The sequence below is a fragment of the Streptomyces sp. SID8352 genome (genome assembly GCF_009862265.1).
GTDB lineage: Bacteria > Actinomycetota > Actinomycetes > Streptomycetales > Streptomycetaceae > Streptomyces.
This window is the reverse complement of record NZ_WWGX01000064.1, coordinates 138,627-164,511: the sequence shown is the minus strand read 5'-3', so window position 1 is coordinate 164,511 and position 25,885 is coordinate 138,627. Positions and strand designations below refer to the sequence as shown.

Genomic DNA, 25,885 nt, shown 5'->3' with positions numbered 1-25,885 from the left:
TCGGCGTTGTGGGAGGCGTCGCTGTTCGAGGAGCACGGGTTCCGGGACATCAAGATCTCGGTGAAGCACAACGATCCGGTGGTGATGGTGAATGCGTACCGTCAGCTCGCGGAGCGGTGTGACTATCCGCTGCATCTGGGGGTGACGGAGGCGGGTCCGGCGTTCCAGGGGACGGTGAAGTCGGCGGTGGCGTTCGGNGCGCTGCTGAGTGAGGGGATCGGGGACACGATCCGGGTGTCGTTGTCGGCGCCGCCGGTGGAGGAGGTCAAGGTCGGTATCCAGATCCTTCAGTCGCTGGGGCTGAAGGAGCGGCGGCTGGAGATCGTGTCGTGTCCGTCGTGCGGGCGGGCGCAGGTGGATGTGTACAAGCTGGCGGAGGAGGTCACGGCGGGTCTGGAGGGGATGGAGGTCCCGTTGCGGGTGGCGGTGATGGGCTGTGTGGTCAACGGTCCGGGTGAGGCCCGTGAGGCGGATCTGGGTGTGGCCTCGGGCAACGGCAAGGGGCAGATCTTCGTGAAGGGCGAGGTGATCAGGACGGTGCCCGAGTCGAAGATCGTGGAGACCCTGATCGACGAGGCCCTGAAGATCGCCGAACAGATGGGGCGGGACGGGGCGGCGGGGGAGCCGTCCGTCACCGTGGGCTGAACCGCACACACCGAAGGGGGGCCGAGGGTGACCACGCCGGAGACGGTCCGGGGACCGCGCGTCCCGGAAGGGGGCCCGGCCGCCGTCCGGACTCCCGCCGGACGGTCCGTGCCCCCCGTCCCGGCGCACCCCCGCCGTCCGTACCGGGGCGCGCTCCGGACCGGGCCGGGACCGGCGCCACCCGCCGCCGCATCCCGGCCCCGCCCGTCCGCCCGTCCGCCGGGGAGCGGCCGACCGGCCCGTGAACAGAGTCGAATGATGAACCGTCAGCAGGGGCGCGCGCCGCTCGGCCGGGACCGCAGGGACCCCGGACCGCCGGCCGCCCCCGGGGGAGGCTCCGCCCGTCACGGCGCGAGCCCGGCAGCCGGGCGGGGCCCCGGCGGGAAGCGGCCCACCGGCCCGCGGACCGCCCGCCCGTGCTCCGCCCGTCGCAAGGAGGGAACGGAATGCCCAAGGAGTTCGACCTCGGAGCGCTCCTGGCGGAGCGCGGGGGTGAGCGGTACGCACTGCACGCGAAGCACCTCAACCACCAACTGCCGCGCATGCTGCGCACCATCGGCTTCGACAAGGTCTACGAGCGGGCCGAGGGGGCGTACTTCTGGGACGCCGAGGGCGCCGAGTACCTCGACATGCTGGCCGGATTCGGGGTGATGGGCCTGGGGCGCCACCATCCCGTCGTCCGCAGGGCGCTGCACGACGTCCTCGACGCCTCACTGGCCGACCTCACCCGCTTCGACTGCGCGCCGCTCCCCGGGCTGCTGGGCGAGAAGCTGCTCTCCTACAGCCCCCACCTGGACCGGGTCTTCTTCGGCAACAGCGGCACGGAGGCGGTGGAGACGGCGCTGAAGTTCGCCCGCTACGCCACCGGCCGGCCCCGCGTCCTGTACTGCGCGCACTCCTTCCACGGGCTGACCACCGGCTCGCTCTCCGTCAACGGGGAGGACTCCTTCCGGGACGGCTTCGCCCCGCTGCTGCCGGACACCTCCGTCCCCCTCGGCGACCTGGACGCGCTGGAGCGGGAGCTGCGCAGGGGCGACGTGGCCGCGCTGATCGTCGAGCCGATCCAGGGCAAGGGTGTGCACGAGGCCCCGCCCGGCTATCTGCGTGGCGCCCAGGAACTGCTGCGGCGGCACAAGGCGCTGCTCATCTGCGACGAGGTGCAGACCGGCCTGGGCCGGACCGGCCGGTTCTACGCGTACCAGCACGAGGAGGGCGTCGAACCGGATCTGGTGTGCGTGGCCAAGTCCCTGTCCGGCGGCTATGTGCCGGTCGGCGCGACCCTGGGCCGGGACTGGATCTTCCAGAAGGTGTACTCCTCGATGGACCGGGTGCTGGTCCACTCGGCGAGCTTCGGCTCCAACGCCCAGGCCATGGCGGCCGGGCTCGCCGTGCTGTCGGTGATGGAGAACGAGGAGATCGTGGCCAACGCCGCCGCCGTGGGCGAGTCGCTGAGGTCGAGGCTGGCGGCCCTGGTGGACGAGTACGAGCTGCTGGCGGAGGTGCGGGGCCGGGGGCTGATGATCGGCATCGAGTTCGGCCGGCCCGGGTCGCTGCGGCTGCGCAGCCGCTGGGCCATGCTCCAGGCCGCCCGCAAGGGCCTGTTCGCGCAGATGGTGGTCGTGCCGCTGCTCCAGCGCCACCGAATCCTGACCCAGGTCTCCGGTGACCATCTGGAGGTGATCAAGCTGATCCCGCCGCTGATCATCGGGGAGGCGGACGTGGACCGGTTCGTCGGCGCCTTCCGCGACGTGATGGACGACGCACACCGGGGCGGTGGCCTGATGTGGGACTTCGGGAAGACACTGGTGAAGCAGGCCGTGGCCACGCGCTGACCCGCCCCCGGCGCCCCGGCCCGGCGCGCGGAACGACCCGAGCGGTGTGCCGGCCGGCCCGCCCGGCGCGAGGGGCCGGAGGCTCTTGCCTCTGAGGCAATCGAATTGCCTCGGGGGCAAAACTGCGGCTCAATGGGTGCATGAGCTTCTCCGAGACCGATCCGCCCGGGGCCGGTCCGCACGACGGGCAGGCCGCCGCGGCCGACGCGGTGGCCGTCGTCGCCCCCCAGTTGCGGTCCCTGCGGCGCCGGGCCGCCCTCACCCTGGAGGCCGCGGCCCGGTCCGCCGGGCTCTCGCCCGCCCACCTCTCCCGCCTGGAGACCGGGCAACGTCAGCCCTCCCTGCCGATGCTGCTGGCCCTCGCCCGGATCTACGGCACCACCGTCGCCGAACTCCTCGGTGAGACCCCCGCGGAGCGGGACGCCATCGTGCGGGCGGCCGACATGGAGCCGACCGCGGCGGGCGGCTGGACCTACTGGCGGGTCGGTGCCCCCGGCCGCGCCATGCAGTCCCTGCGCGTCCGGGTGCCCTACGGCTCCCAGGGCGACATCGTCCGGGCGCACCCCGGCGAGGAGTGGCTGCACGTCCTGCGGGGCCGGCTCCGGCTGCGCCTCGGGGACAGCGCCCACCGGCTCGACCCGGGGGACGGCGCCCACTTCGACTCGATGACCCCGCACCGGATCGCCGCGCAGGACCCCGACGGGGTCGAGCTGCTCTTCGTCCATACCCTGTTGCAGACGCCCACGGCCACCCTGTGCCTGGGACCGACCCATGGAGAGATGTCATGAGCAACCTGGAGGAGAAGTTCCCCCGCTCGTTGTGGATCCGTCTGCTCATCTACGTCGCGGTGGGCCATCTTCTGGCCGCCTTCATCTATGTGCTCTTCGCGGTGGGGGCCAAGTAGCGGTCACCGGCGGGCCGGGGCGGCCGGGCAGCCGTCCGGCCGGTCGGGTGACCATCCGGCCGGACGGGTGGCGGGCCGGGCGGGCCCGGCTCAGTCCAGCAGCCGCTCGCGCAGCCGCTCCCGGGTCGGCGCCGTGATCCCGAGCCCCCGCTCCAGATAGGTGTCGACCCCGCCCCAGGTCTCCTCGACGGTCTCGAAGGCCGCCGCCAGATACTCGGCGCGCGCGTCGAACAGCGGGTCGAGCAGCTCCATCACCTCGGGCGAGTGGGCCGCCGCCGACGAGTCGCTGCGCTGCACCCGGTAGCGGCGGTGGGCCGCGTTCGACTTGAGGTAGTCCTCGACGATGGCGTCGCGCTCGACGCCCAGGGCGAGCAGGGTGACGGCGATGGACAGGCCCGCGCGGTCCTTGCCCGCCGCGCAGTGCATCAGGGCGGGGACGCTGTCCTCGGCGAGCGCGCGCAGCACCCGCGAGTGCTCCGCCGTGCGGTCCTTGATGATCATCCGGTAGGAGCCGATCATCCGGCCGGCCGCCCTGCCGTCCGCCAGGATGCCGCGCAGCTGGTCCAGGTCGCCGTCGCGGACCAGCCGCCAGAACTCGGCGCCGTCGGCCGGGTCGCTCAGCGGCAGGTTCACGTTGCGCACGCCCGGCAGCTCGACGTCCGGGCCCTCCAGCCGCTGGTCCGCCGCGTTGCGGAAGTCGAAGACCGTGTGCAGGCCCAGCGAGGCGAGGAACACGGTGTCCTCCCCGGTGGCGTGCGCCAGGTGGCCGCTGCGGTACAGCACCCCGCCGCGCACCCGGCGGCCGTCCACCGTCGGCAGTCCGCCCAGGTCCCTGAAGTTGCGCACTCCGGCCAGTTCCGGCTCGGTCGAGGGGACCTGCTGCGTCACGGGGGCTCCTCCCACTGCGGCCCGCGGGCGCTGCTCACCCGGCGGGCGTCGGTCGACCCGACCATACGGCATCCCCCGCCTGGGGCGACGGGGTGCGCGCGGCCCCGCGGGAGGCTCCGTCGCACACCTTCCGGGCATGACCCGAATGCCGGGCGATGTCGCTTTCCCAAGATTATGTCCGAATCGGTGTATTTGATTCCTGCTCGCTCCGAAATAAGGACGGGCGGAAAAGAGACCCGTGAGCAGCGTCATATCCGTGACGGTGCGTCGCCCGTCATGTTCACGTAATTCACATGCTTTTCCGGGGTGTTCGGGCGTCCCGAAACCAGGAAATCGACACAGGGTCACCGCGTATTCCCATAAAGGATCACGAGAAACTCCCGTCCCCGGAACCACTCGCTTGTCCGTTCGCGTCCCGGTCCCTTACGTTCGCCACCGATCCGGTCGGACGCCCAATCCTGCCGCCGCCCGGAGCCCGTATCCATCTCACCACCCGTACCCGGCAGGAGCGGGGGACCCACAGGTTCGACCGCCTGTTCCGGTTCCCGGAACGGCTAGGGGTAAAGCCGCGCCGTCCGCGCGGCCGGGCATCTCCAGCCCGCACCCGACAGCTCACCTCGCAGGCGCCGGAGAGGAATTCGACATGCCCGCGAAGGGTAAGCACCGCCGTTCCAAGGCCCAGCGCCTCACCCGCACCATCGCCGTCGCCGGAACCGGCGGCGCCGCGCTCGCGCTCCCGCTGATGGGTGCCGCCGGCGCCCACGCCGCCCCGGCGCACTCCGCCGCCGGACAGTCCGCGCACTCCGCCCCGGCCACCGCCGCGAAGGCCCCGGCCCAGGGTGCCGACCAGAAGCAGGGCACCCGGACGTACACCGTCCGCGGCGGCGACCACCTCTCGAAGATCGCCGCCGAGCAGCACGTCGACGGGGGCTGGAAGCGGCTCTACGCGGACAACCGCGAGGCCGTCGGCAGCAACCCGTCCCTGATCCACCCCGGCCTGCGCCTGGTCCTCGGCGGCAAGGCCGGCGCCGACCGCTCCGCGCCCGCCTCCGGGACCCCCCGGGCCGCGGCGGAGAAGCCCGCCGCCGCGCCGAAGCCCGCGGAGCGCGAGCCCGCCGCCCAGGCCCCGGCGGCCCCGAAGCCCGCCGTCCCGGCCGCCGGTGAGGCCGCCTCCTCCGGCGCCGCGTCGAACATCTCCCCGCAGTCCGCGGGCGCCCAGCCCGTCGGCTCCACCAGCGGCTACGTCTCCCCGGTGCCCGGCGGCACGGTCGGCACCCCGTACCGCCAGGCGGGCGGCATGTGGTCCAGCGGCTACCACACCGGCACCGACTTCGTCGTCCCGACCGGCACCTCGCTGAAGGCCGTCGGCGCGGGCACCGTGGTCTCCGCCGGCTGGGGCGGCGCGTACGGCAACCAGGTCGTCATCCGGCTCGCCGACGGCCACTACGCCCAGTACGCCCACCTGTCCTCGCTCTCCGTCTCGGCCGGCCAGTCCGTGACCGCCGGTCAGCAGGTCGGCCTGTCCGGCGCCACCGGAAACGTCACCGGACCGCACCTGCACTTCGAGATCCGCACCACCCCGGACTACGGCTCCGACGTGGACCCGATCGGCTACCTGCGCGCGCACGGCGTCGCGATCTGACCCGGGCCCCCGCACCACCGGAGGCCGGACCCCGATCCCCGGGTCCGGCCTCCGGTGTTTTCGGCGCACCCTTTTCGGCCCGGCGTATTCCCGAATCGGCCAACCCCGGGGGCGTGGCCTTTCTCACCGCCCGTCAACCCTTTCCTACGGTCGCGTAGGTCACATTCCACGGGGAAGGATGGGTCGACGTGGCAGACGATTCGAAGAATGACAGCGGAGCAGTGATCGGGTCGTACGTGGCGTTGGGGGACAGCTTCACCGAAGGCGTCGGCGACCCCGGCCCCGACGGGGCGTTCGTCGGCTGGGCCGACCGGTTCGCCGTCCTGCTCGCGGACCGGCGCCCCGAGGGCGACTTCACCTACACCAACCTGGCCGTGCGCGGGAAACTGCTGGACCAGATCGTGGCGGACCAGCTCCCCCGAGCCGTGGACCTCGCGCCGGACCTGGTCTCCTTCTGCGCGGGCGGCAACGACATCATCCGGCCCGGCACCGACCCGGACGAGGTGGCCGAGCGGTTCGAGCGGGCGGTGGCGGCGCTGACCGCCGCGGCCGGCACCGTACTGGTCACCACCGGCTTCGACACCCGCGGCGTCCCCCTGCTCAAGCATCTGCGCGGCAGGATCGCCACCTACAACGGACATGTGCGCGCCGTCGCGGACCGCTACGGCTGCCCCGTGCTCGACCTGTGGTCGCTCCGGAGCGTCCAGGACCGCCGGGCCTGGGACGCCGACCGGCTCCACCTGTCGCCCGAGGGGCACACCCGGGTGGCGCTGCGCGCCGGGCAGGCCCTCGGGCTGCCGGTGCCGGCCGACCCGGCCCAGCCCTGGCCGCCGCAGCCCCCGCGCGGCACCCTCGACGTCCGGCGCGACGACGTCCACTGGGCCCGCGAGTTCCTGGTGCCGTGGATCGGGCGGCGGCTGCGGGGCGAGTCCTCGGGGGACAACGTGACGGCCAAGGGGACGCTGTCGCCGGACGACATCAGGATGCGGATCGCCGCGGTGGCGTGAGGCCGGGGGCGGTGGCGGGGCCGTGGTGCGGTGGCCCGGTGCTCGTTCCCGGCGAGGGCCGGGGCGCGGCACCGGGGCCCGGGCGGACGGTCCTCCGGCGGCGGGAGCCCGTCCTCCGGGGCGGGAGCCCGTCCTCCGGGGGCGGACGGCCGACCGCCCCGGGACGGACGTCCGGCCTTCCCCGGCGGCGGCCGGACTCCCCGGGGCGGAGGGGCCGCCCCGGGACTCACCGGCGATGGGCGCGCAACTCCGCCGGTTCCAGGCCCAGTTCGCGGGCGAGGGCGTCGTCCACCCAGCGCAGCGCCCTGGCCCGCGACACGGTGCCCCGGTACGAGGTGAGCTGCACGGCCAGCCCGTCCAGCAGGGCGGTCAGCCGCAGCGCCGCGGCCGCCGGGTCCGGGCAGCGGAACTCGCCGGACTCCGCGCCCTCGGCGATCACCCCGGCGATGGCCGCCTTCCACTGCCGGTCGAGGCCCCGGGCCACCTCCCGCAGCCCCGGCTCGCGCAGCGCCGCAGCCCAGCTCTCGATCCAGAGCGGCCAGCCCTGGGAGCGGTCGGTGGGCGCGTACCAGCGCAGGGCGGCGCGCAGCCGGCGCGTCGCCGAGGTGCGGCGGGCGAGGAGTGCGCGCAGCCGGACCAGGTCGCCGTCGGCGGCGTACGCGAAGGCGGCCGCGACCAGTTTCTCCTTGGTGGCGAAGTGGTAGAGCACCAGCGCGTTGCTGACCCCGAGCGCCGAGGCCACGTCCGAGATCCGCAGCGCGGTCACGCCCCGCGCGGCGATCTGCCCGACGGCGGCGCGCAGCAGCTCCTCGCGCCGCGCCGCCACGGTCAACCGCACTCCTGTCACGCGCGTCACTGTAGCCGGGCGTCCGGAACGGCGGCGGGCGCCGCGGGCGGGACGGCGGCCGGGAACGGGCGGCACCGGGCGACGGCGGACCGGGGCGAAGGGACCTCCGCCGACCCCGCCGGGGCCGCTCTCCGTACCGGGCGCGCCGGCCGCCCGCGACGATAATGACATCCGAGGCATCCCCACTGGAGGTACCGTTGGCCCGCTCCCCTTCCCCCCGCTCCGGTCCGCGTCTGCCACGCCCGGCGGCGTTCGGTGCGGACCCGGGCGGCGCGCGGATGGAGCGCATCCGCAGCTCCCCGCACTTCCGCGACGGCGTCTTCCGGAACCCGGGCGGGCCCACCCGGATCCGCCCCTCCGGATCGGGCCGCTCCCTCGCGACGGCGTACGCCGACAAGCGCGCGCGGCTGCTGCGCGCCCCCTCGGGCCGGATCCCGGTCCACGCCACCACGCTCGCGGACCTCGCCCGGCCCCCGGTGGGCGGGCCGCGGCTGACCTGGATGGGTCACTCAACGGTGCTCGCCGAGATCGACGGCCGGCGGGTCCTCTTCGACCCGGTCTGGGGGGAGCGCTGTTCACCCTTCCCCTTCGCGGGCCCCCGGCGGCTCCATCCGGTGCCGCTGCCCCTGGCCGCGCTGGGGCCCGTCGACGTCGTCGTGATCTCCCACGACCACTACGACCACCTGGACATGCCGACGGTCAGGGCACTGGCCGGCACGGACACCCTGTTCGCCGTGCCGCTCGGGGTCGGCGCCCACCTCGAGCACTGGGGCGTCCCCGCCGCCCGGCTGCGCGAGCTGGACTGGCACGAGTCGACCCGGGTCGGCGGCCTCACCCTGACGGCCACCCCGGCACGTCACTTCTGCGGCCGGGGCCTGCGCAACACCCAGCACACCCTGTGGGCGTCCTGGGTGGTCGCCGGGGAGGAGCACCGTCTCTACCACAGCGGCGACACCGGCTACTTCGACGGCTTCCGGGACATCGGCGCCGCCCACGGCCCGTTCGACGCGACGATGGTGCAGGTGGGGGCGTACTCCGAGTTCTGGCCGGACATCCACATGACACCGGAGGAGGGGCTGCGGGCCCACCTCGACCTCCAGGGCGGCCGGCCGGGCGGAGTCCTGCTGCCGATCCACTGGGGCACCTTCAGCCTGGCGCCGCACGCGTGGGCGGAGCCGGGGGAGTGGATGAGGGACGCGGCCGGGGAGGCCGCCCAGCCCGTGGCGTTCCCCCGTCCGGGCGAGCCGTTCGAGCCCGCCGGGAGGCCGCCGCAGGACCCGTGGTGGCGCGCGGTGTCGGGCCCGCTGGCGCACCCGTGGCGCGACGCCCGGAGCGCCGGGGACACGGCGGGGACGGACGGGGGCGGTTTTGTGGGCGGCCCGGTGGTCTCGGCCGGGGACTGACGCGACGGGCCGGGCTCCGGCCCCGGGGCGGTGTCGCCACCTCCCCGTGCGGCGGGCCGGAGCCGGCCGGGCGGTCAGGCCGGAGGGGCGCCGGTCCGCCGGGCGGATGCCGGTACGGGGCGCGGGACGCCCGTCGGTGGGTCCGGTTCCGTGGTCGTGCCGTTCCCGAGCACGGTGCGGAAGGGGAGCGCGAGGAGCAGCGCGGCCGTGACCAGGAGGCCCCCGGCCCACAGCGGCCCCAGCTCCCCGGCCCCGGTGGTCAGGGTGGCCGCGGCGACCAGGGGGCCGACGGCGGCGCCGACGTTGAGCGCGGCGGTCGCGTACGAACCGGCCATGGTGGGCGCGCCCGCCGCCTCGTACAGGACCCTGGTGATCAAAGTGCCGCCCAGCGCGAAGGACAGCGCGCCCTGGACGAGGACGAGGGGGAGCAGCGCGGCCGGTTCCCCGGCCAGCAGGGCCGTCGCCGGCCAGCCGAGGAGCAGTGGCGGGCCGACGGCGGCGACGACCGTGCCGGGGCGGCGGTCGGCGAACCGTCCGGCGACGGTGACGCCGACGAGGGCGCCGGTCCCGAAGAGCACCAGGGCGACCGGCACCCAGAGCGGGTGCAGCCCGGCGGCGCCGGTCACCACGGGAGCCAGGAAGGTGAGGCTTCCGAACGTGGCCGCGTTCACCAGTGCCCCGAGCAGCATCACCAGCAGCAGGCGCGGCCGGGCCAGCCCGGCCAACTCCGAGCGGAGCTGCGTACGGTCGGCGGGCGCGGCGGGCGCGGCGGATGCGGCGGGTGCCGTCGGCACGTCGCTGCCGTGTGCCGCGTGTTCCGGCCGCCGGGGGACTGGCGTTCCCCCCGTGCATCCGCTGCGCGGCGTGTGCTCCGCGTCCGTCCTCGCCGCCCCCTCCGGACGCCCCGTCGGGACGCCCCTCAGCAGGCCCAGGGCCGTGGGCAGGCACAGGGCGGCGACGGCCCAGAAGGCGGCACGCCAGCCGAGCAGGGCGCCGAGGGCGGCGCCGCCGGGGACCCCGACCACCATGGCGACCGTGGTGCCCGAGAGCAGCACGGCCAGCGCGCGTCCCTTCCGGTCGGGCGGGACCAGGGCGGCGGCGGTCGTCAGGGCCACCGCCAGGAAGCCCGCGTCGGCGAGCGCGGCGACGGCCCGGGTGGCGAACAGCACCGGGAAGCTGGTGGTGAGGGCGCCCAGGACATGGGCCGCCGCGAAGACGAGGACGAACCCCGGCAGGGCGGCTCGGGCGGGCCGCTCCCGTGCGAGCGCCGCCATCAGCGGGGCGCCCACGACCATGCCGACCGCGAAGGCCGGGGTGAGCGTCCCGGCCGCGCCGACGGTGCTGCCGAGGTCCGAGGCGATGTCCGGCAGGAGGCCGGCGAGCATGAACTCCGAGGTGCCCATGGCGAAGGCGGCCAGGGCGAGCAGATACAGCGGTAGGGGCATCGAGTGGCTCCGGGACGAGGAGAAGCGCGCGAGGGGTCATCTCGTCACCGCGGCCCGCCCCCGGGGAGGGCGAAGGCGCGTCCCGCCGTGGAAGGCGGCGGGACGGCGGATTCACCGGATCAGTGGTTCAGGGGGCTGACGGCGTGACCGAAAGCCCCCGCCCTGTCCGACTCGGGGCTCGACATGCCCCGCACGCTACCCGGTCGGCGCGCCCCGGGGCATCCCCTTTCGCGGGAACGCCCGATGCGCTGGATGTGCGGGGTGCGCCGGATGCGCGCGATGCGCCCGATGTGCCCGGTGCGCCGCCCCGACCGCGGTGTGCCGCGCGCACACCCCGGGCCGCCGCAGCGCGCCGTGCCCACTTCAGCCCTCGCCGCGGGGCCTCGTGCCTCACCGGCCGCCGCCACCCTGTGGCCCGCCACCGGTGCCCGCGCCGGCTTCGCCACCCGTACCGGCTTCGGCACCCGCGCCGGTACGGACATCCGCGTCCGCCCCGGCGCGCTGTTCGCGCACCGCGATCCGGGCCAGCTTGGTCAGCATCATGCCGTTGCGGATCGAGACGAGGTAGTCCACCGGGAGGCCGTGCATCCGGGTGCCGGGACCGCGCAGGGGATGCCAGTCGAGCTCCAGGAGGGTGTTGCCGGCCCAGGGGATCAGATGGAGGGCGATGCGGGCCGCGCCGAACGGGTCCGCCTTGGCCTCCAGCTCCAGGCGCCGTTCCGGCTCGCAGTGCCGTACGACGCAGACGTCGTCGAGGGTCAGCGGACCCACGCCGACGCGGACGCGGAGCCGGGAGCCCACGTCGGGCCAGTCGGGGTCCGCGGCGGTGACCTCGCGCGTCCCCGAGACCCATTCCCCGTAGCGGTGGCCCTCGGACAGCAGGCCCCAGACCCTGGACGGGCTGCTCAGGATGAGCCTGCGGTTCCGGGCCATCGCGACCACGCTTCCTCTCTCCGGCGGGACCGACGGGACCGGCACGACCGGCACGTATCAGGGGGACCAAGGGGGAGCAGGTGATCAGGGGGGAGCAGGAGGACCGGTGCCCCGGTCGGGGACCCGGCCCGCGCCGCCGGACCCGCGGCGCTCCGGTACGGCCCGCCTCCGACCCTAGGGGTGCGGCACCGATCCGGCACCCGCGACCGCCTCGCCTTGCCTCATGGGCAAGCGCTTTGCCTTGCGGGCAGCAACGGGTCTACACCTGATGGCGGGCACGTCCCGCCCGGCGCGGGAGGGACGAGCGGGCCGGTGCGGGAGCAGGCGAGCGGGCCGGTGCGGGAGCGGCGGCGGAACGGAAGGGCGAGGTGACCGGGGTGAGGGCCGACCTGAGCGTACGTCCCCGTGTCCGACGTGATGTCCCCACGGCGATCCATGTCCAGGTCTCGGAGCACATCCGGCTGCGGATCGCGGGCGGCGAGTGGCCCGCGCACCACCGCCTCAAGAGCGAGCCCGAACTCGCCCAGGAGTTCGGCGTCAGCCGGGGCACCCTGCGCCGCGCCCTGACCACCCTCATCGAGGAGGGCCTGCTCCGTCAGGTCAGGGGCCGCGGCACCTTCGTCACCTCCACCACCGTCGAACCCGCCATCGCCCAGAAACTCTCCACCCTCTCCGAGGACTTCGCCGGCCAGGGCGTCGTCACCACCACCGCCGTCGACGACTGCTCGCTCATCCTCCCGCCCCGCCCCATCGCCGCCCTCCTCGACGTCACCCCCACCACCCGCGTCCTGCGCCTGGCCCGCGTCCGCCGCACCGACCAGGGCCCCGTCGCCCTCCTCTTCAACTTCGTCCGCACCGACCTCGCCCCCGGCATCGAACGCACCGACTTCACCACCGCCAGCCTCTTCGGCACCCTTGAGGGCACCTACGGCCTCAAGATCGCCACCGCCCGCCGCACCTTCAGCGCCGAAGCCGCCACCCCCGACGTCGCCCACGCCCTCGACCTCCCCGAACACGCCCCCGTCCAGTACCTCCAGCAGGTCACCCGCCTCGCCGACGGCCGCCCCGTCGAATACTCCGACGTCTGGATCCACAGCGGACGGCTCCGTGCCGCCCCCTTCCTGCTGCGCCGCTGACGGGCCCCGCCCCCGGTTCCGGGCTGGTCCGCCGCGCGGCGCACCCGGGCCCGCCGCGTGCCACCGCCCCCTCCGGCCGCCGTCTCCTCCGGCCGCCGTCCCCGCCCCTCGTCCCGAAGGTATTCCAGGCCCGGTGAACCGCGGCCGGCGGTCCCCTGAATTCCGGGTGCGGCGCATTCCCGCCGGTCGGTCGGGCATGCGTGTTCGAGGCGCGGACCGGAAGGGGTGAGGTCATTTCCCGGACCATTTTCCACCCTTGTCGGAATGCTCACGGTGAGGTGCGCCGCGGCGCCCTGATTTCGATGCGGCAAAGCGTGGCCGGCTGAGGTGAATCCGCCATTGACGCTCACGAACGCGCAGGTCACAACAGTGTGTCCCAGGTCAACCGCTTATGTGAGTAGGCCCCGCTACCCGAGTGCGCAGTGGCCACCCGGCGGTTTGCGCACCTAGGGTGATCACGTCCTCGTGTTCCGGTATCCGCTGTTCGGAATCCACCTTGCCCTGAATCCTTCGATCACTCAGGGAAGAGAAAGGAAACCTTGTGGCTATAGGCCGCGATTTCCCGCTCACCTCGTACCAGAACGACATCTGGGCCGCCGAATCCCAGACCCCGGACAGCCCCCAGTTCAACGTCGTGATCTGTGAGACCGTCACCGGGCCCGTGGACGCCGACGCGCTGCGCACCGCGCTGGCCCGGGCCCTCGCCCGGCACGAGGCCTTCCGGCTCCGTTTCGGGGAGCGGGACGGCGTCCCGTACCAGTGGGTCGAGGGCACCCCCGCCCTCCTCGACGACCCCCGCACGGTGGAGCTGGTCGACCTGTCCGGGGAGCCGGAGCCCGGGCGGGCCTGGGAGGGCTGGCGGGAGGCCGCCTTCGTCCGGCCGTTCCCGCTGCTCGGCGCCCCGCTGTTCCGCGCGGCGCTGGTCCGGCAGGGCGCCGGGGTGCTGCACCTCCACCTCGCCGCCCACCACCTCGTCGTGGACGCCTGGACCCTCAACGGGGTCAGCCGGGACACCTGGGCCGCGTACGCCCTGCTGACCTCGGGCGACCCGGCGGGCGAACCGCTCCCGCCCGCCCCCTCGTACCGGGAGTTCGCCGCCGCCGACACGGCCTACCGGTCCTCCCCGGAGCGCGCGGCGGCGCGGGAGTTCCACCGGGCCGCCCTGGACGGCGTGGCCCCCGCCCTGTTCCGGCGCTCCCCCGACCGCCCGGCCGTCGCACGGCGCGGCCACCACACCCTCACCCTCGGCGGCGACCTCGTGGCCCGTATCCGGGCCGGCGGCTCGACGCCCTTCGCGTACCTCGCCGCCGCCTTCGCGACCCATCTGGCCCGGGTGCACCGCTCGGACGAGACCGTCCTCGGCGTCCCCTTCCTCAACCGGACCACCGACGGCGAACTGGCCACGGCCGGGCAGTTCGCCAACAACCTGCCGCTGCGCGTCCCGGTCCCCGCGGACGCCACCCTGCGCGACCTGGCCGCCCTCGTGCGGGAGCGGGCCGGGGCGCTCAGGACCCACCAGCGGCTGGCCCTGGGCGACGTCCTGCGCGACCGTCCGGCGAGGGGCTCCCGGCAGTTGTTCGACGTGGTCGTGTCGTATCTGCGCGCCCCGCGCCCCGAGCTGCCGGAGGGGGTGGAACGGGAGACGGCGCTCACGGCCCCGGTCCACGAGCAGGACGCCCTCTCCGTGATGATCCGGGCCGTCGACGACGACGCCGACCTGCGGATCGAACTGGACTACGCGGCGGACGTCTTCGACGACGATCTTCCCGTCGAGGCGTTCGCCGGTCAGCTCCTGACCCTGGTGCGGAACGGACTGGACGCGCCCGACCGGCCCGCCGCCGAACTGCCGGTCCTGACCCCGGCCGAACGGCGGGCCCTCGTCGCGGCGCAGCAGGGCCCCGAGGCCCCCCACCGGTCCGACGCCACCGTGCACGGCCTCTTCGAGGAACAGGCCGACCGCACCCCCGACCGGGTGGCCGTGACCGCGGCCGACGGCGCGGGGCTGACCTTCGCCGGACTGGAGGCCCGCGCCAACCGCGTCGCGCACGCCCTGCGCGCCGAGGGGATCGTCCCCGGCGACCGGGTCGCCGTCCTGCTGGAGCGCGGACCGCTGACCGTGCCCGTGCTGCTCGGGGTGCTCAAGTCCGGTGCCGCCTACGTGCCCGTCGACCCCTCCTACCCGGCGGAGCGGGTCGCCTTCCTGCTCCGGGACAGCCGAGCGCGGGCCGTGCTCACCGGCCCCGGGGCGGCCCCGCCGGACCTCCCCGCCGGGGTGCCCGCGCTCGACGCGGGCCCACTCGTGGAACAGGGCCCCGCCGACCGCCCGGAACCGGCCGCCGGACCCCGGGACCTGGCGTACGTGATCTACACCTCCGGTTCCACCGGGCGCCCCAAGGGCGTCATGGTCGAGCACCACTCCGTCGTCAACCGCCTGGAGTGGACACAGCAGCGGTATCCGCTCGGCCCGGACGACACGCTGCTCCAGAAGACCCCGGTCTCCTTCGACGTGTCGGTCTGGGAACTCTTCTGGTGGGCGGTGCGCGGCGCGGGCCTGGCGCTGCTCCCGCCGGCCGGGGAGCGCGACCCCCGGGTGCTGCTGCGCACCATCGAGGAACGCCGGGTCACCGTGGTGCACTTCGTGCCCTCCATGCTCGGCCCCTTCCTGGACCTGCTGGAGGCGGAGCCCGGCCTGGCCGCCCGGGCCTCGGGCCTGCGGCGGGTCTTCTGCAGCGGGGAGGCGCTGCCGCCCGCCCGGGTGGAGCAGTTCGCCCGGGTCCTGGGGACCCTGCCCGGCGGCGGCCCCGCCCTGACCAACCTGTACGGCCCCACCGAGGCCACCGTGGACGTCTCCTACCACGACTGCCCCACCGGCTCCCGCCGTCCGGTGCGCAGGGTGCCGATCGGCCGCCCGGTCGCCAACACCGCGCTGCGCGTGCTCGACCCGTACGGCGAGCCGCAGCCCGTCGGAGTGCCGGGGGAGCTGTGCGTCGGCGGTGTCCAGGTGGCCCGGGGCTACCTGGAGCGCCCCGAGCTGACCGCCGAGCGCTTCACCGGGGACCCCTTCGCCCCCGGCGGGCGCCTGTACCGCACCGGCGACCTCGCCCGGCTCCTCGCGAACGGCGAGATCGAGTACCTGGGCCGGATCGACGGACAGGTCAAGGTCCGGGGCAACCGGGTCGAGCCGGGCGAGGTGCGCGACGCCCTGGCGTCCCTGCCCGGGGTCCGCGACGCCGTGGTGGTCGACCACCACGACGCCGCCCTCGGCACCCGGCTGATCGGCTACTACGCGGCGGACGAGGAGCACGACCCGGTGGCGCTGCGCGCCGGCCTCGCCCGCTCCCTGCCCGAGTTCATGATCCCCGCGGTCTTCGTCCGCATCGACGCCGTGCCGCTCACGCCCAACGGCAAGGCCGACCGGCGGGCCCTGCCCGAGCCCGTGGCCGCCCCCCGGCACGCCCGCACCGAGCCCAGGAACGCCACCGAGGCCGCCCTCGCCGAGACCTGGGCCGAGGTCCTGGGGACCGGACGCGTGGGGGTGCACGACGACTACTTCGCGCTCGGCGGCGACTCCGTCCTCATGCTCCGGGTCCGGGCCCTGGCCGAGCGGCGCGGCTACCGCTTCGACCTCAGCGACCTCGTGCGCAACCCCACCGTCGCCGCCCTGGCGCCGCTCACCACCGCCGGCGGCCCCACCCCCGAGGAGCCCGCGCTGGAGCCGTTCGCCCTGGTCTCCGGCGTGGACCGGGCCGGCCTCGAGGGCCACGAGGACGCCTGGCCGGCCAACCGCCTCCAGCTCGGGCTGCTCTTCCACAGCCGGGTCGAGCCGGAGTCGGGGATGTACCGCGACGTCTTCCGCTACAGCCTCGCCCTCGACACCTGGGACCCCGGCGCGTTCACCGCCGCCCACCGGCTGCTCGTCGCCCGGCACCCCGTGCTGCGCTCCTCCTTCGACGTCGGCGGCCGGGCCGAGCCGCTCCAGATCGTGGACGCCGCGATCGACGACGCGCTGGACATCGCCGACCTGCGGGACGTCCCGGCCGAGGAGGCGGAGCGGGACATCGCGGCCCACGTCGAGGAGCGCCGCCACCACGGATACGTCTTCGACCGGCCCCCGCTGCACCATCTGCGCGTCCACGTCCTGCCCCGCAGCGTGGAGCTGGTGCTCAGCTTCCACCACGCCATCCTGGACGGCGGCAGCGTCGCCACGCTGATCCGGGAACTCCTCCAGGACTACGTCCACCTGCTGGGCGGACCCATCGGCGCCGTCCCCGCCGCCCCGGAACGGATCGCCGCCCACCACGCGCTGGCCGAACGGCGGACGCTGCGCTCCGCGGAGGCCCGCGACCACTGGGCCGGCTACCTCGCCGGGGCGCCCCCGCTGCCGCTGCCCGCCTTCCGGCCGCACGAGGCGCCCGGCGGCGGCGGGCAGATCACCCGGCGGCTGGACCTGCCCGACGACCTCACCGAGGCCGTACGCGCCTTCTCCCGCGCCCACACCCTGCCGGTGAAGTCCGTGCTCTTCGCCGCCCATCTGCTCACCCTGAGGATGTTCTCCGGCCAGGACGACCTGGTCACCGGGCTGGTCACGCACGGCAGACCGGAGCGGGAGGGGGCCGAGCGCGCCACCGGGCTCTTCCTCAACACCCTGCCCGTCCGGTTCACCGGCACTCCGGCGAGCTGGCTCGACGCCGTGCGGGACGCGTTCCGCCAGGAGCAGCACAGCCACCCGTACCGCCGCTACCCGCTCAGCGCCATCCAGGAGGACGCCGGCCACAACGTCCTGGACACCGCCTTCAACTACCTCCACTTCCACCAGCTCGCCGAGGTCTTCGCGCTGCCCGGCGTCGAGTCCCTGGACTTCCGCACCTGGGAGGAGACCAATTTCGCGCTGCTGGTCAACGCGGTCACCGAACCCGGCGGCGGCGGGATCTGGCTGCGCGTCGACTACCAGGGGCAGCGGTTCACCGAGGACCAGGCCACGCTGCACGGGCGGGCCCTCACCGGCATCCTGGAGCGCGTCGTCCACCACGGTGACGAGCCGGTCGACTTCGGCTTCCTGGCCGAGCCCCTCGGCCCCGTCCCCGCCGCCCGGCCCGCCCCCGACGTGGTGCGCGCCTTCGAGGAGCGGGCCGCCCTCGCCCCCGGCGCCCCCGCGCTGGTCCACGGCGACCGGCGCTGGACCTACGCCGAACTGGACGCCGCCGCCGACCGTGCCGCCCGGCGGCTGACCGGACTGGGCGCCGGACCCGGCACCCGCGTCGCCACCGCCATGGAACGCTCGCCCGAGGTCGTCGCCGTCCTCCTCGGCATCCTCAAGGCGGGCGCCACCACGGTGCCCCTGGACACCGCCTACCCGCCCGAGCGGATCGCCGCCATGCTGGAGCAGGCCGCCCCGGCGGCCGTGGTCACCCACAGCACCACCGGCACCGACCCCGCCCACCTGCCCGGCGGCGACGGGGCGACGCCCGTCGTCCGGGCCACCGCCCTTCTCGCCCCGGCGCCCGGGGACACCGCCGAGGGCGCCCCGCCCGACGCCCTCGACCCCGCGTCCGCGGCCTACCTCCTCTTCACCTCCGGCTCCACCGGCGCCCCCAAGGGCGTCGAGATGCCGCACCGCTCCCTGGCCAACCTCGTCGCCTGGCAGAACGGCCAGGCCAGCGGTGTCACCGGCGGCATCACCGCCCAGTACGCGCCCATGAGCTTCGACGTCTCCTTCCAGGAGATCTTCTCCACCCTCTGCGGCGGCGGCACCCTCCTGCTCCTCTCCGAGGACGAGCGCCGCGACCCGCGCACCCTGCTGCGGCTGCTCGACCGGGAACGGGTCGAACGGCTCCATCTGCCCTACGTCGCCCTCCAGCAGCTCGCCGAGGCGGCACAGGCGCTCGGCGTGGTCCCCGGTTCGCTCCGGGCGATCATCTCCTCCGGCGAGCAGCTGCGCGTCACCGACGAGATCCGCGCGCTCTGCGCCGAGCTGCCCGGGGTGATCCTGGAGAACCAGTACGGCCCCACCGAGTCCCACGTGGTCACCCGGCACACGATGACCGGGGACCCGGCGGCCTTCCCGCCCCTGCCGCCCATCGGCACCCCGGTCGACGGCGCCGAGGTGCTCGTCCTGGACGCGCGGATGCGGCCCGTGCCGCCCGGTGTCACCGGCGAGATCCACCTCGGCGGGGTCTGCCTCGCCCTCGGCTACGCGGGCCGCCCGGACCTCACCGGCGAACGGTTCGTGCCGCGGCCCGGCGGAGCCCCGGACGACCGGCTCTACCGCACCGGCGACCTCGGCCACCTCCTGCCGGACGGCTCCGTGGTGTGCACCGGACGGTCCGACTCCCAGGTGAAGGTGCGCGGATACCGGGTGGAACCGGCCGAGGTGGAGCTGGCCATCACCCGGTTCGCCGCCCACCACCCGGGCCTGGCCGAGACCGCCGTGATCGCCCGGCGCCGGGAGGGCAACGACTCGTTCCTCGCTGCCTTCCTGGTCGGCGACCCCGACCGCACCGATCTGCCCCAGCTGGTCAAGCAGTTGCGTTCCGCGCTCCCGGACCACCTGGTGCCCTCCCACTTCCAGTGGCTGGACGCCCTGCCGCTCACCCCCAGCGGCAAGCGCGACGACCGCACCCTGCGCGAGATCCCGCTCACCACCGCCACCGGCTCCTCGGACACCACCGAACCCCGCGACGCCCACGAGACGGCCCTCGTCGAGATCCTGCGCGAACTGCTGGGCGTGCCCCGGCTCGGCGTCCACGACGACCTCTTCGCCCTGGGCGCCACCTCCCTGACCGCGATGCGGCTGGTCGTCCTGATCGAGCAGCGGTACGGAACGGCCGTGCCCCTCTCCGAGTTCGTCGCCGCGCCCACCGTCGCCGAACTGGCCGCCCGAGTGCGGGCCGGGGGCGGCACGGCCGGCTTCGACCCCCTCGTCCCGATCCGGACCGGGGGCGACGCCCGCCCGCTGTTCTTCGTCCACCCCATGGGCGGCAACGTCCTGTGCTACGTCCGGTTCGCCACCCATCTGCCGCCCGACCGCCCCTTCTACGCCCTCCAGGCGGCGGGCGTCGACGCGGGCACCGAACCCCTGCGCAGCGTCCGGGAGATCGCGGCGAGCTACGTGGCACGCGTCCGCGAGGCGCAGCCCGAGGGGCCCTACCTGATCGGCGGCTGGTCCTTCGGCGGCTTCGTCGCCTTCGAGATGGCCCGCCAACTGCGCGCCCAGGGCCAGGAGGTGCGCCGGCTGGTGCTGCTGGACACCACCGCCCTCAACCCGGGCCGCAGGCTGCGCACCGGCGACGACGCGCTGCTGCACTGGTTCTTCTGGGAACTGCTCTGGCTGCGGCGCGGCGGCGACTCCCCCGAGGAGGTCATCCCGCCGGAACTGGTCACGCTGGACGAGAAGTTCGCGTTCATCGCCCAGCTGGCCGTCGACGAGGGGGTGCTTCCCGCCGGGGCCACCGGCGCCGTCGTCCACCGGCTGTTCCAGGTGTACGAGGCCAACTGGCGGGCCGCGTTCGCCTACCGGCCCGACGTGGTGGACCAGGACCTCGTCCTGATCCACGCCACCGAGCCGCTGCCCGAGGTGCTGGACACCATGCACACCGCGATCCAGTCCATGCACCGCGATCCCACCAACGGCTGGCGCGAACGCACCAGCGGCGAACTGACCGTGATCGACGTGCCCGGCGACCACCTGACGATCATGGAGGAGCCGCACATCGCGCACGTGGTCCGGGTCGTCACCGAACTGATCGGGGAATGAGATGACAGCGCGAAACGGAGGCAGGGACATGGGCAGGCGCAGGGCCTTGGTCATCGGAGCCGGCATCGGCGGACTCACCGCGGCGGCGGCGCTGCGGGACGCCGGCTGGGACGTGGAGATCCACGAACGGGCCGCGGAACTCAGGGCGGCGGGGTCCGGGCTCTCGGTCATGAGCAACGCCGTCGGGGCACTGCGCTCCATCGGTCTCGACCTCGGACTGGAACGGCGCGGACAGATCCTGGAGTCCTACCACGTGCGCACCGCGCGCGGCCGGCTGATCAGGGAGTTCCCCTTCCCCGCGATCATCCGGCGGCTGGGGGTGCCCAGTGTCCTGATCACCCGCTCCGCGCTCCAGGGAGCGCTGCTGGAGGCCACCGACGGCATCCCCCTGCACCTGGACTCCACCGCCCGGGACTTCACCACCGACCCCCGGTCCGGCGAGGTCACCGTCCGGTTCACCGACGGCCGGGAGGCCCGCGGCGACGTGCTGATCGGTGCCGACGGGTTCCAGTCCGCGATCCGCAGGCAACTGGTCGGGCCGGAGGAGTCCCGGGACAGCGGCTACATCGTCTGGCTGGCCCTCACCCCGTTCCGCCACGAGCGCTTCACCCCGGGCTCGGTCACCCACTACTGGGGCAGCGGGCAGCGGTTCGGCCTGGTCGACATGGGCGGCGGGCTCCTCTACTGGTGGGGCACGAAGAACATGCCCGCCGCCCGCTCCCACGACTGGCGGGGCGGCAAGGCGGAGGTGGCGCGGGCCTTCTCCGGCTGGGCCGAGGAGGTCGAGCGGGCCATCGCCGTCACCCCGGAGGAGGACATCCTCTCCGTGCCCTCCCGCGACCGCGCCTTCCTGCGGCGCTGGGGGAGCGGCCCGGTCACCCTGCTCGGGGACGCCGCGCACCCGATGCTCACCAGCCTCGGCCAGGGCTCGGGCATGGCGATCGAGGACGCCGCCGTCCTCGCCCGGCGGCTGCGCGGCGCCACGGACGTCCCCGAGGCGCTGCGGGCCTACGAGGACGAACGCCGGGACCGCACCCGGGCCATGGTGGCCTCCTCCCGGTCGGTCAGCGACTTCGAGCAGTCGGAGAACCTGCGCCGGCCGCTGCGCGACGCGTACTTCCGCTTCATGCCGGACCGGAAGCTGACCGGCATCCTGGAGCAGTCCCTCACCTTCACCCCCGAACCCCCCGCGCTCACCGGCGCGGCGACGGAGGGAGGCCGGTGACCGTCGCCGACAGCCCCCGGCGGGGCGCCCGGCCGCGCTCCGCGCCCCGGACCGCCCCGGTGGCGCCGCACGGCCGGGCCGTCCTGGTCACCGGGGCCTCCAGCGGGCTCGGCCGCGCCACCGCGCTCCACCTGGAGCAGCTGGGCTTCCGGGTCTTCGCCGGGGTGCGCAAGGAGGCCGACGGCGACGCGCTGGCGGCGGCCTCGGTCCACGGCCGGGTCGAGGCGGTGCGGATCGACGTCACCGACGCGCAGTCCGTCCGCTCGGCCGCCCGGCACATCGCCGGGCGGACCGGCCCCGACGGGGCGCCGGACACGGGCGGCGCCCTGTGGGGCCTGGTCAACAACGCGGGGGTGTGCGTCTCTGCGCCGCTGGAGTGCGTACCGGCGGACCGGCTGCGCTGGCAGCTGGAGACCAACGTGGTGGGGCAGCTCTCCGTCGTCCAGGAGTTCCTGCCGCAGCTCCGGCGCTCCCGGGGCCGGATCGTCAACATCACCTCGGGTCTGGGCACGGTGGCGCTCCCCTATCTCGGGGCGTACGCCGCCGCCCAGTACGCCAAGGAGGCGCTGAGCGACGTCCTGCGGCGCGAGCTGAGCGGCTTCGGGGTCTCGGTGAGCGTGGTGCAGCCGGGCGCGATCGACACCCCGATCTGGGGCAAGCTGAACGAGGTCGCCCAGGAGGCGCTGCGGCACGCGGGCGACGACGTGGCCGCCCTCTACCGCGAGCGCTTCACCGGCTTCCTCGCGGGCAACGAGCAGGGCGCGAGGGAGAGCCGCACCGCCCCCGGGGACCTGGCCCGCGCCGTCGCCCGCGCCCTCACCGAGGTCCGTCCCCGGACCCGCTACCGGGTGGGCGCCGATGTGCGCAGGCTGGCGGTGCTGGCCCGGGTGCTGCCGGACCGCCTCCTGGACCGGTACCTGCGCCCGCTGACGGGCTGACGGGCTTTCCGGCTTGGGCGGCCGACGGGCCCGGCGGCCTCCGGCACGGCGACGGGGGGGGAGCCTCCCGGGGCACCGGCGCATCCGGTGCCCCGGGAGGCTCCACGGCACTCAAGGCGAAGGCGTCAGGAGGGGCGGTCCCCGGCGCGGCCGACGCCGGCCAGGAAGTCCGTGACGAGGCGGGCCCAGTCGGCCGGCCGCTCGGCGGCGATCGCGTGCCCGCAGTCCAGGGTGGCCAGTTCGGCGCCGGGGATGCCGTCCGCCAGCTCACGGGAGTGGAAGGGGGTGGCGAGCACGTCCTCCCGCGGGGAGACCACCAGGGTGGGCACCCGGACCGAGCCCAGGTCCCCCGTCACGTCGACGGTCTCCAGGAGGGCGAGCTGCCGGTCCGTGCCCGGGGGGAGTCCGGCGGCGAACTGGACGAGCTGCTCCTCCAGTTCCCCCGGGGTGCGCTCGTCCAGCCAGCTCGCGCCGCCCACCACCAGGGACAGGTAGGCCGCCAGGGAACGCCCGTCGCCCGACCGGCCGAGGGCCCGCCAGACGTCGACGACCAGGCGCAGCCGGGCGTTGGGCCGGGCGAATCCGGAGGACAGCACCAGCGCGGTCACCCGGCCGGGATGCCGCACCGCCGCCCGTACGGCGACGGCCGTGCCCATCGAGAAGCCCGACACCGCGAAGGTCTCCGCCCCCGACCGCAGCCCGGCCGCCACCACGTGGTCGGCCAGCGCGTCCAGGGTCAGGGGGGCGTCGGTGAGCGGGGCGGAGCCCGAGCCGGGGTAGTCGGGGCCGATCACCGTGTGCCGCTCGGCCAGCGCGTCCAGGACGGGCCCGTAGCTGTCCCGCACGTCGCTGCCCGCGCCGTGCGCCAGGACCAGGGCGGGGCCCGAACCCAGGACCAGGGGGGCCGACGAACCGTACTGAGAGATCGTCATCCGCCCACGCTAACGGGGGCGCGGGACCCTCGGACGGGCGGTTTCACCGGGTTCACGGGGGTGTGCCCGGTCGTGCTACTCGAACTGGTAGCCCGGCCGCCCCGCTCCCGCGGAGCCCGGGGGCCAGCATCAGGGTCGCGACCAGTGAGGCCGCCGCCGTCGTCGCCATCGCGGTGGCCGGTGACGTCAGTTCCGCCACCGATCCGGACACCGCCGCACCGACCCCCTGCATGGTGAGCATCCCGGAGCCGTGCAGCCCCAGCGCCTGCCCGCTCAGCGCGTCGGGTGTCAGCGCGATCAGGCGCTCCTGCAACAGCAGCCCCGCCGCGTACCCGAGGGCGGCCACGGTGACCAGTACCAGGGCGGCCGGCAGTCCCGGGCCCAGCGCGAAGAACGGGTACGGGGCGGCGAGCAGGACGCACAGCGGGACGGTCAGCCGCTCCCGCCACCGAGGCGGCAGGAAGCGGCCCGCGACGACGTCCCCGACCAGCATCCCCAGGGCTCCGAAGGCGAGGAGGAGGCCCGCGTCGTCCGGTGAGTAGGGGACGTAGAGCGACTCCACCCCGACGATCAGACCGTTCGGCACCCACAGCGCGAGGTAGACGTACCGGCGGGGCACCGAGGACCAGAGCCGCGCGTTGGCGCGCCGGGTGGCGGCGATCGTCGCCCTCCCGGTGCCCCGGGGCGGCCGGCGGCCGAGCCCGCACCGGGCGACCAGGGCGGTCAGCGCGTACAGGACGGCGGCCAGCAGCAGCGTGCCGCGTGCCGAGACCGTCGTCACCAGTGCCCCGCCGAGCGCGAAGCCGCAGATCTGGACGACCCCGGCCGACATGTTGAGCACGGACCGCCCCAGCAGATAGCCGTCCCGGTCCAGGATCTCGTGGAGCAGCCCGTAGCGCACCCCGCCGCCGACCGACCCGATGACGCCGAGCCCCAGCAGGACGGCGAACACGGCCCAGACCGGCAGCCCGGGTACGGCCTGGACGGCCGTCCCCGCGCCGAAGAGCAGGCCGAGGACCGTCAGGGCGGCGCGCGGCGGCAGCCGGTCCGCACCGGACAGCACCGTGACCGCCCCCACCACCTGGGCGAACGCCGTACCGAACATGGCGAGGGAGGACAGCAGCGGCGAGCCCGTCCGCTCGTACACCAGGACGCCCAGGGCCAGTCCGCCGACGGTCTGGGCGGTGGTGTGCCCGGCCGAGGCGAGGAAGAGGGGGGTGAACTCGCCGGTACGGAAGAGTTCGCGATACGAACGCATGGCGGTGAGCCTCTCCGACGGGGGACACCGGGCGTGAGACTTTCGCGGGGAGGCGAAACCACATGAGCTGGTGGCGGGTCGACACGGACACCCTCGCCGGAAGCCGTTTCGTCGTTTCACCGCTGGCGGAGGCCCTGGCCGCCCTGAAGACCCTGCACCGGGGCCGCGCCGCCCACGTCGGTGAGCACCGGTGGCTGACCTCCCACCTCCCCGGCTACCGGGACCGCCTGGCCGGTGACCCGGTCACGGCCGCCCTGGTCGGGGCCGCGCTGGGACCCCGGTGGAACGCGACCTTCCTCACCCCCACGCCGCCGGGCGACGGTGCCCGCCCGTTCGCCGAGGAACTGGAGCGGGTCCGCGGCACCCCGCCCGCGGCGGCCCGCGCCGACCTGGAGGAGACGCTCTCCCGCCCGCTGCCGGGTCTCCTGCGCCGCGACGACCTGGCCCGGCGGGCCGCGGACGTGCTGGAGTGGGCGTGGACCGAGACCGTCGAGCCCTCCTGGCCGCGCCGCCTCCGGATCATCGAGGCGGACATCGTCGCCCGCACCGCCCGGCTGGGGCTGCACGGCTGGGCCACCGCCCTGAACGAGATGCGTCCGGGGATGCGCTGGCTCGGGGACGACCGGCTGCGGACCACCGCGTGCGACGGCCCACCGCTGGAACTCGCCCGGGGGCGGCTGATGTTCGTGCCGGTCACCCCGGACCAGAGCTGGCTCTGCTGGGACGTCCCGCCCGCCGGTCGGCGACCTCTGCCCTCCGCCCTGCGGTACGCGGTCGTCTACCCGTGCTCGGGGGTCCTGGCCGACGACGGCCTCCGCCCCGCGCCCAGGGCCCTGGCCGCCCTTCTCGGCACCGCCCGCGCCGGACTCCTCACCCTGCTCGACACCCCGAAGACGACCACGCAGCTGGTGGCCCTCACCGGGCTGCCCCTGGGCTCGGTGGGCCGGCATCTGCGGATCCTGCGCGAGGCCGGTCTGCTCCAGCGCCGGCGCTCGGGCCGCTCCGTCCTCTACTTCCGCACCGCAGCGGGCCGGGGACTCGTGGCGGCGCAGTTCCCCGGGCCCGGCGGTCCGTGACGGCCGGGCCCGCTCCCGTCC

At 75.0% G+C, this 25,885-nt stretch carries 18 protein-coding genes and 1 riboswitch; of the genes, 12 read left to right on the top strand and 6 right to left on the bottom strand.

What is annotated here, in order from left to right; genetic code table 11:
• From GTY84_RS20530 to GTY84_RS20515, 4 genes are all read left to right on the top strand, one after another.
• Positions 1 to 645, top strand: a 645-nt coding sequence (locus tag GTY84_RS20530; RefSeq protein WP_161227760.1) for a flavodoxin-dependent (E)-4-hydroxy-3-methylbut-2-enyl-diphosphate synthase, incomplete at its 5' end; no start/stop codon positions are given.
• Positions 646 to 1,091: 446 nt separating this feature from the next.
• On the top strand, positions 1,092 to 2,477 hold the full coding sequence (locus GTY84_RS20525; protein ID WP_161227759.1) for an aspartate aminotransferase family protein: 1,386 nt from the start codon (positions 1,092 to 1,094) through the stop codon (positions 2,475 to 2,477).
• A 140-nt stretch (positions 2,478 to 2,617) separates the two neighbouring features.
• On the top strand, positions 2,618 to 3,265 hold the full coding sequence (locus GTY84_RS20520) for an XRE family transcriptional regulator (protein WP_161227758.1): 648 nt from the start codon (positions 2,618 to 2,620) through the stop codon (positions 3,263 to 3,265).
• Positions 3,262 to 3,381, top strand: a complete 120-nt coding sequence (locus GTY84_RS20515; RefSeq protein WP_161227757.1) for a DUF6126 family protein — start codon at positions 3,262 to 3,264, stop codon at positions 3,379 to 3,381. The genes GTY84_RS20520 and GTY84_RS20515 overlap by 4 nt, the downstream gene beginning before the upstream one ends.
• A 90-nt stretch (positions 3,382 to 3,471) precedes the next feature.
• On the opposite strand, the gene GTY84_RS20510 is transcribed toward GTY84_RS20515, so the two are convergent.
• Positions 3,472 to 4,269, bottom strand: coding sequence for a tyrosine-protein phosphatase (locus tag GTY84_RS20510; protein WP_161227756.1), 798 nt, complete (start codon positions 4,267 to 4,269; stop codon positions 3,472 to 3,474).
• Between the two features lie 480 nt (positions 4,270 to 4,749).
• Positions 4,750 to 4,908, top strand: a riboswitch (cyclic di-AMP (ydaO/yuaA leader).
• Positions 4,909 to 4,912: 4 nt separating this feature from the next.
• On the opposite strand from GTY84_RS20510, the gene GTY84_RS20505 reads away from it, so the two are divergent.
• Both GTY84_RS20505 and GTY84_RS20500 read left to right on the top strand, forming a co-directional pair.
• On the top strand, positions 4,913 to 5,911 hold the full coding sequence (locus GTY84_RS20505) for a M23 family metallopeptidase (protein ID WP_161227755.1): 999 nt from the start codon (positions 4,913 to 4,915) through the stop codon (positions 5,909 to 5,911).
• Between the two features lie 221 nt (positions 5,912 to 6,132).
• Positions 6,133 to 6,918 carry an SGNH/GDSL hydrolase family protein gene (locus tag GTY84_RS20500; RefSeq protein WP_161227780.1) on the top strand — a complete coding sequence of 262 codons (786 nt, stop codon included), beginning with the start codon at positions 6,133 to 6,135 and terminating at the stop codon, positions 6,916 to 6,918.
• A gap of 226 nt (positions 6,919 to 7,144) precedes the next feature.
• On the opposite strand, the gene GTY84_RS20495 is transcribed toward GTY84_RS20500, so the two are convergent.
• Positions 7,145 to 7,765, bottom strand: coding sequence for a TetR family transcriptional regulator C-terminal domain-containing protein (locus GTY84_RS20495; RefSeq protein ID WP_161227754.1), 621 nt, complete (start codon positions 7,763 to 7,765; stop codon positions 7,145 to 7,147).
• Positions 7,766 to 7,929: 164 nt separating this feature from the next.
• Here GTY84_RS20495 and GTY84_RS20490 point away from each other — a divergent pair, with 164 nt between their 5' ends.
• Positions 7,930 to 9,168, top strand: a complete 1,239-nt coding sequence (locus GTY84_RS20490) for an MBL fold metallo-hydrolase (protein ID WP_161227753.1) — start codon at positions 7,930 to 7,932, stop codon at positions 9,166 to 9,168.
• Positions 9,169 to 9,242: 74 nt separating this feature from the next.
• Here the strand turns inward: GTY84_RS20490 and GTY84_RS20485 are convergent, their stop codons facing one another.
• A complete protein-coding gene (locus GTY84_RS20485) occupies positions 9,243 to 10,613 on the bottom strand; it encodes an MFS transporter (RefSeq protein WP_161227752.1) in 1,371 nt (456 codons plus the stop codon).
• Positions 10,614 to 11,003: 390 nt separating this feature from the next.
• A complete protein-coding gene (locus GTY84_RS20480) occupies positions 11,004 to 11,546 on the bottom strand; it encodes an SRPBCC family protein (RefSeq protein ID WP_237532433.1) in 543 nt (180 codons plus the stop codon).
• 377 nt (positions 11,547 to 11,923) lie between these two features.
• Between GTY84_RS20480 and GTY84_RS20475 the strand changes: the two genes are divergently transcribed.
• The 4 genes from GTY84_RS20475 to GTY84_RS20460 all read left to right on the top strand — a co-directional run bounded on the left by GTY84_RS20475 (position 11,924) and on the right by GTY84_RS20460 (position 22,598).
• Positions 11,924 to 12,682 (top strand): GntR family transcriptional regulator, encoded by a 759-nt coding sequence (locus GTY84_RS20475; protein ID WP_161227779.1) that lies wholly within the window; start codon positions 11,924 to 11,926, stop codon positions 12,680 to 12,682.
• A 541-nt stretch (positions 12,683 to 13,223) separates the two neighbouring features.
• The gene (locus tag GTY84_RS20470) at positions 13,224 to 20,435 is read left to right on the top strand and encodes a non-ribosomal peptide synthetase (RefSeq protein WP_161227751.1); all 7,212 of its coding nucleotides are present in this window, start codon (positions 13,224 to 13,226) and stop codon (positions 20,433 to 20,435) included.
• Between the two features lie 28 nt (positions 20,436 to 20,463).
• Entirely contained in the window at positions 20,464 to 21,660 is a 1,197-nt protein-coding gene (locus GTY84_RS20465) for an FAD-dependent monooxygenase (protein ID WP_161227750.1), read from the top strand.
• A gap of 59 nt (positions 21,661 to 21,719) precedes the next feature.
• Positions 21,720 to 22,598, top strand: coding sequence for an SDR family NAD(P)-dependent oxidoreductase (locus tag GTY84_RS20460; protein WP_161227778.1), 879 nt, complete (start codon positions 21,720 to 21,722; stop codon positions 22,596 to 22,598).
• Positions 22,599 to 22,723: 125 nt separating this feature from the next.
• Here GTY84_RS20460 and GTY84_RS20455 read toward each other — a convergent pair whose 3' ends face one another.
• Together GTY84_RS20455 and GTY84_RS20450 are read right to left on the bottom strand one after the other, a co-directional pair.
• Positions 22,724 to 23,530, bottom strand: coding sequence for an alpha/beta fold hydrolase (locus GTY84_RS20455; RefSeq protein WP_161227749.1), 807 nt, complete (start codon positions 23,528 to 23,530; stop codon positions 22,724 to 22,726).
• Positions 23,531 to 23,582: 52 nt separating this feature from the next.
• Positions 23,583 to 24,788: an MFS transporter gene (locus GTY84_RS20450; RefSeq protein WP_161227748.1), complete on the bottom strand. Its 1,206-nt coding sequence runs from the start codon at positions 24,786 to 24,788 to the stop codon at positions 23,583 to 23,585.
• 62 nt (positions 24,789 to 24,850) lie between these two features.
• Between GTY84_RS20450 and GTY84_RS20445 the strand changes: the two genes are divergently transcribed.
• Positions 24,851 to 25,864: a helix-turn-helix domain-containing protein gene (locus tag GTY84_RS20445; RefSeq protein WP_161227747.1), complete on the top strand. Its 1,014-nt coding sequence runs from the start codon at positions 24,851 to 24,853 to the stop codon at positions 25,862 to 25,864.
• The last annotated feature ends 21 nt before the right edge of the window (positions 25,865 to 25,885 follow it).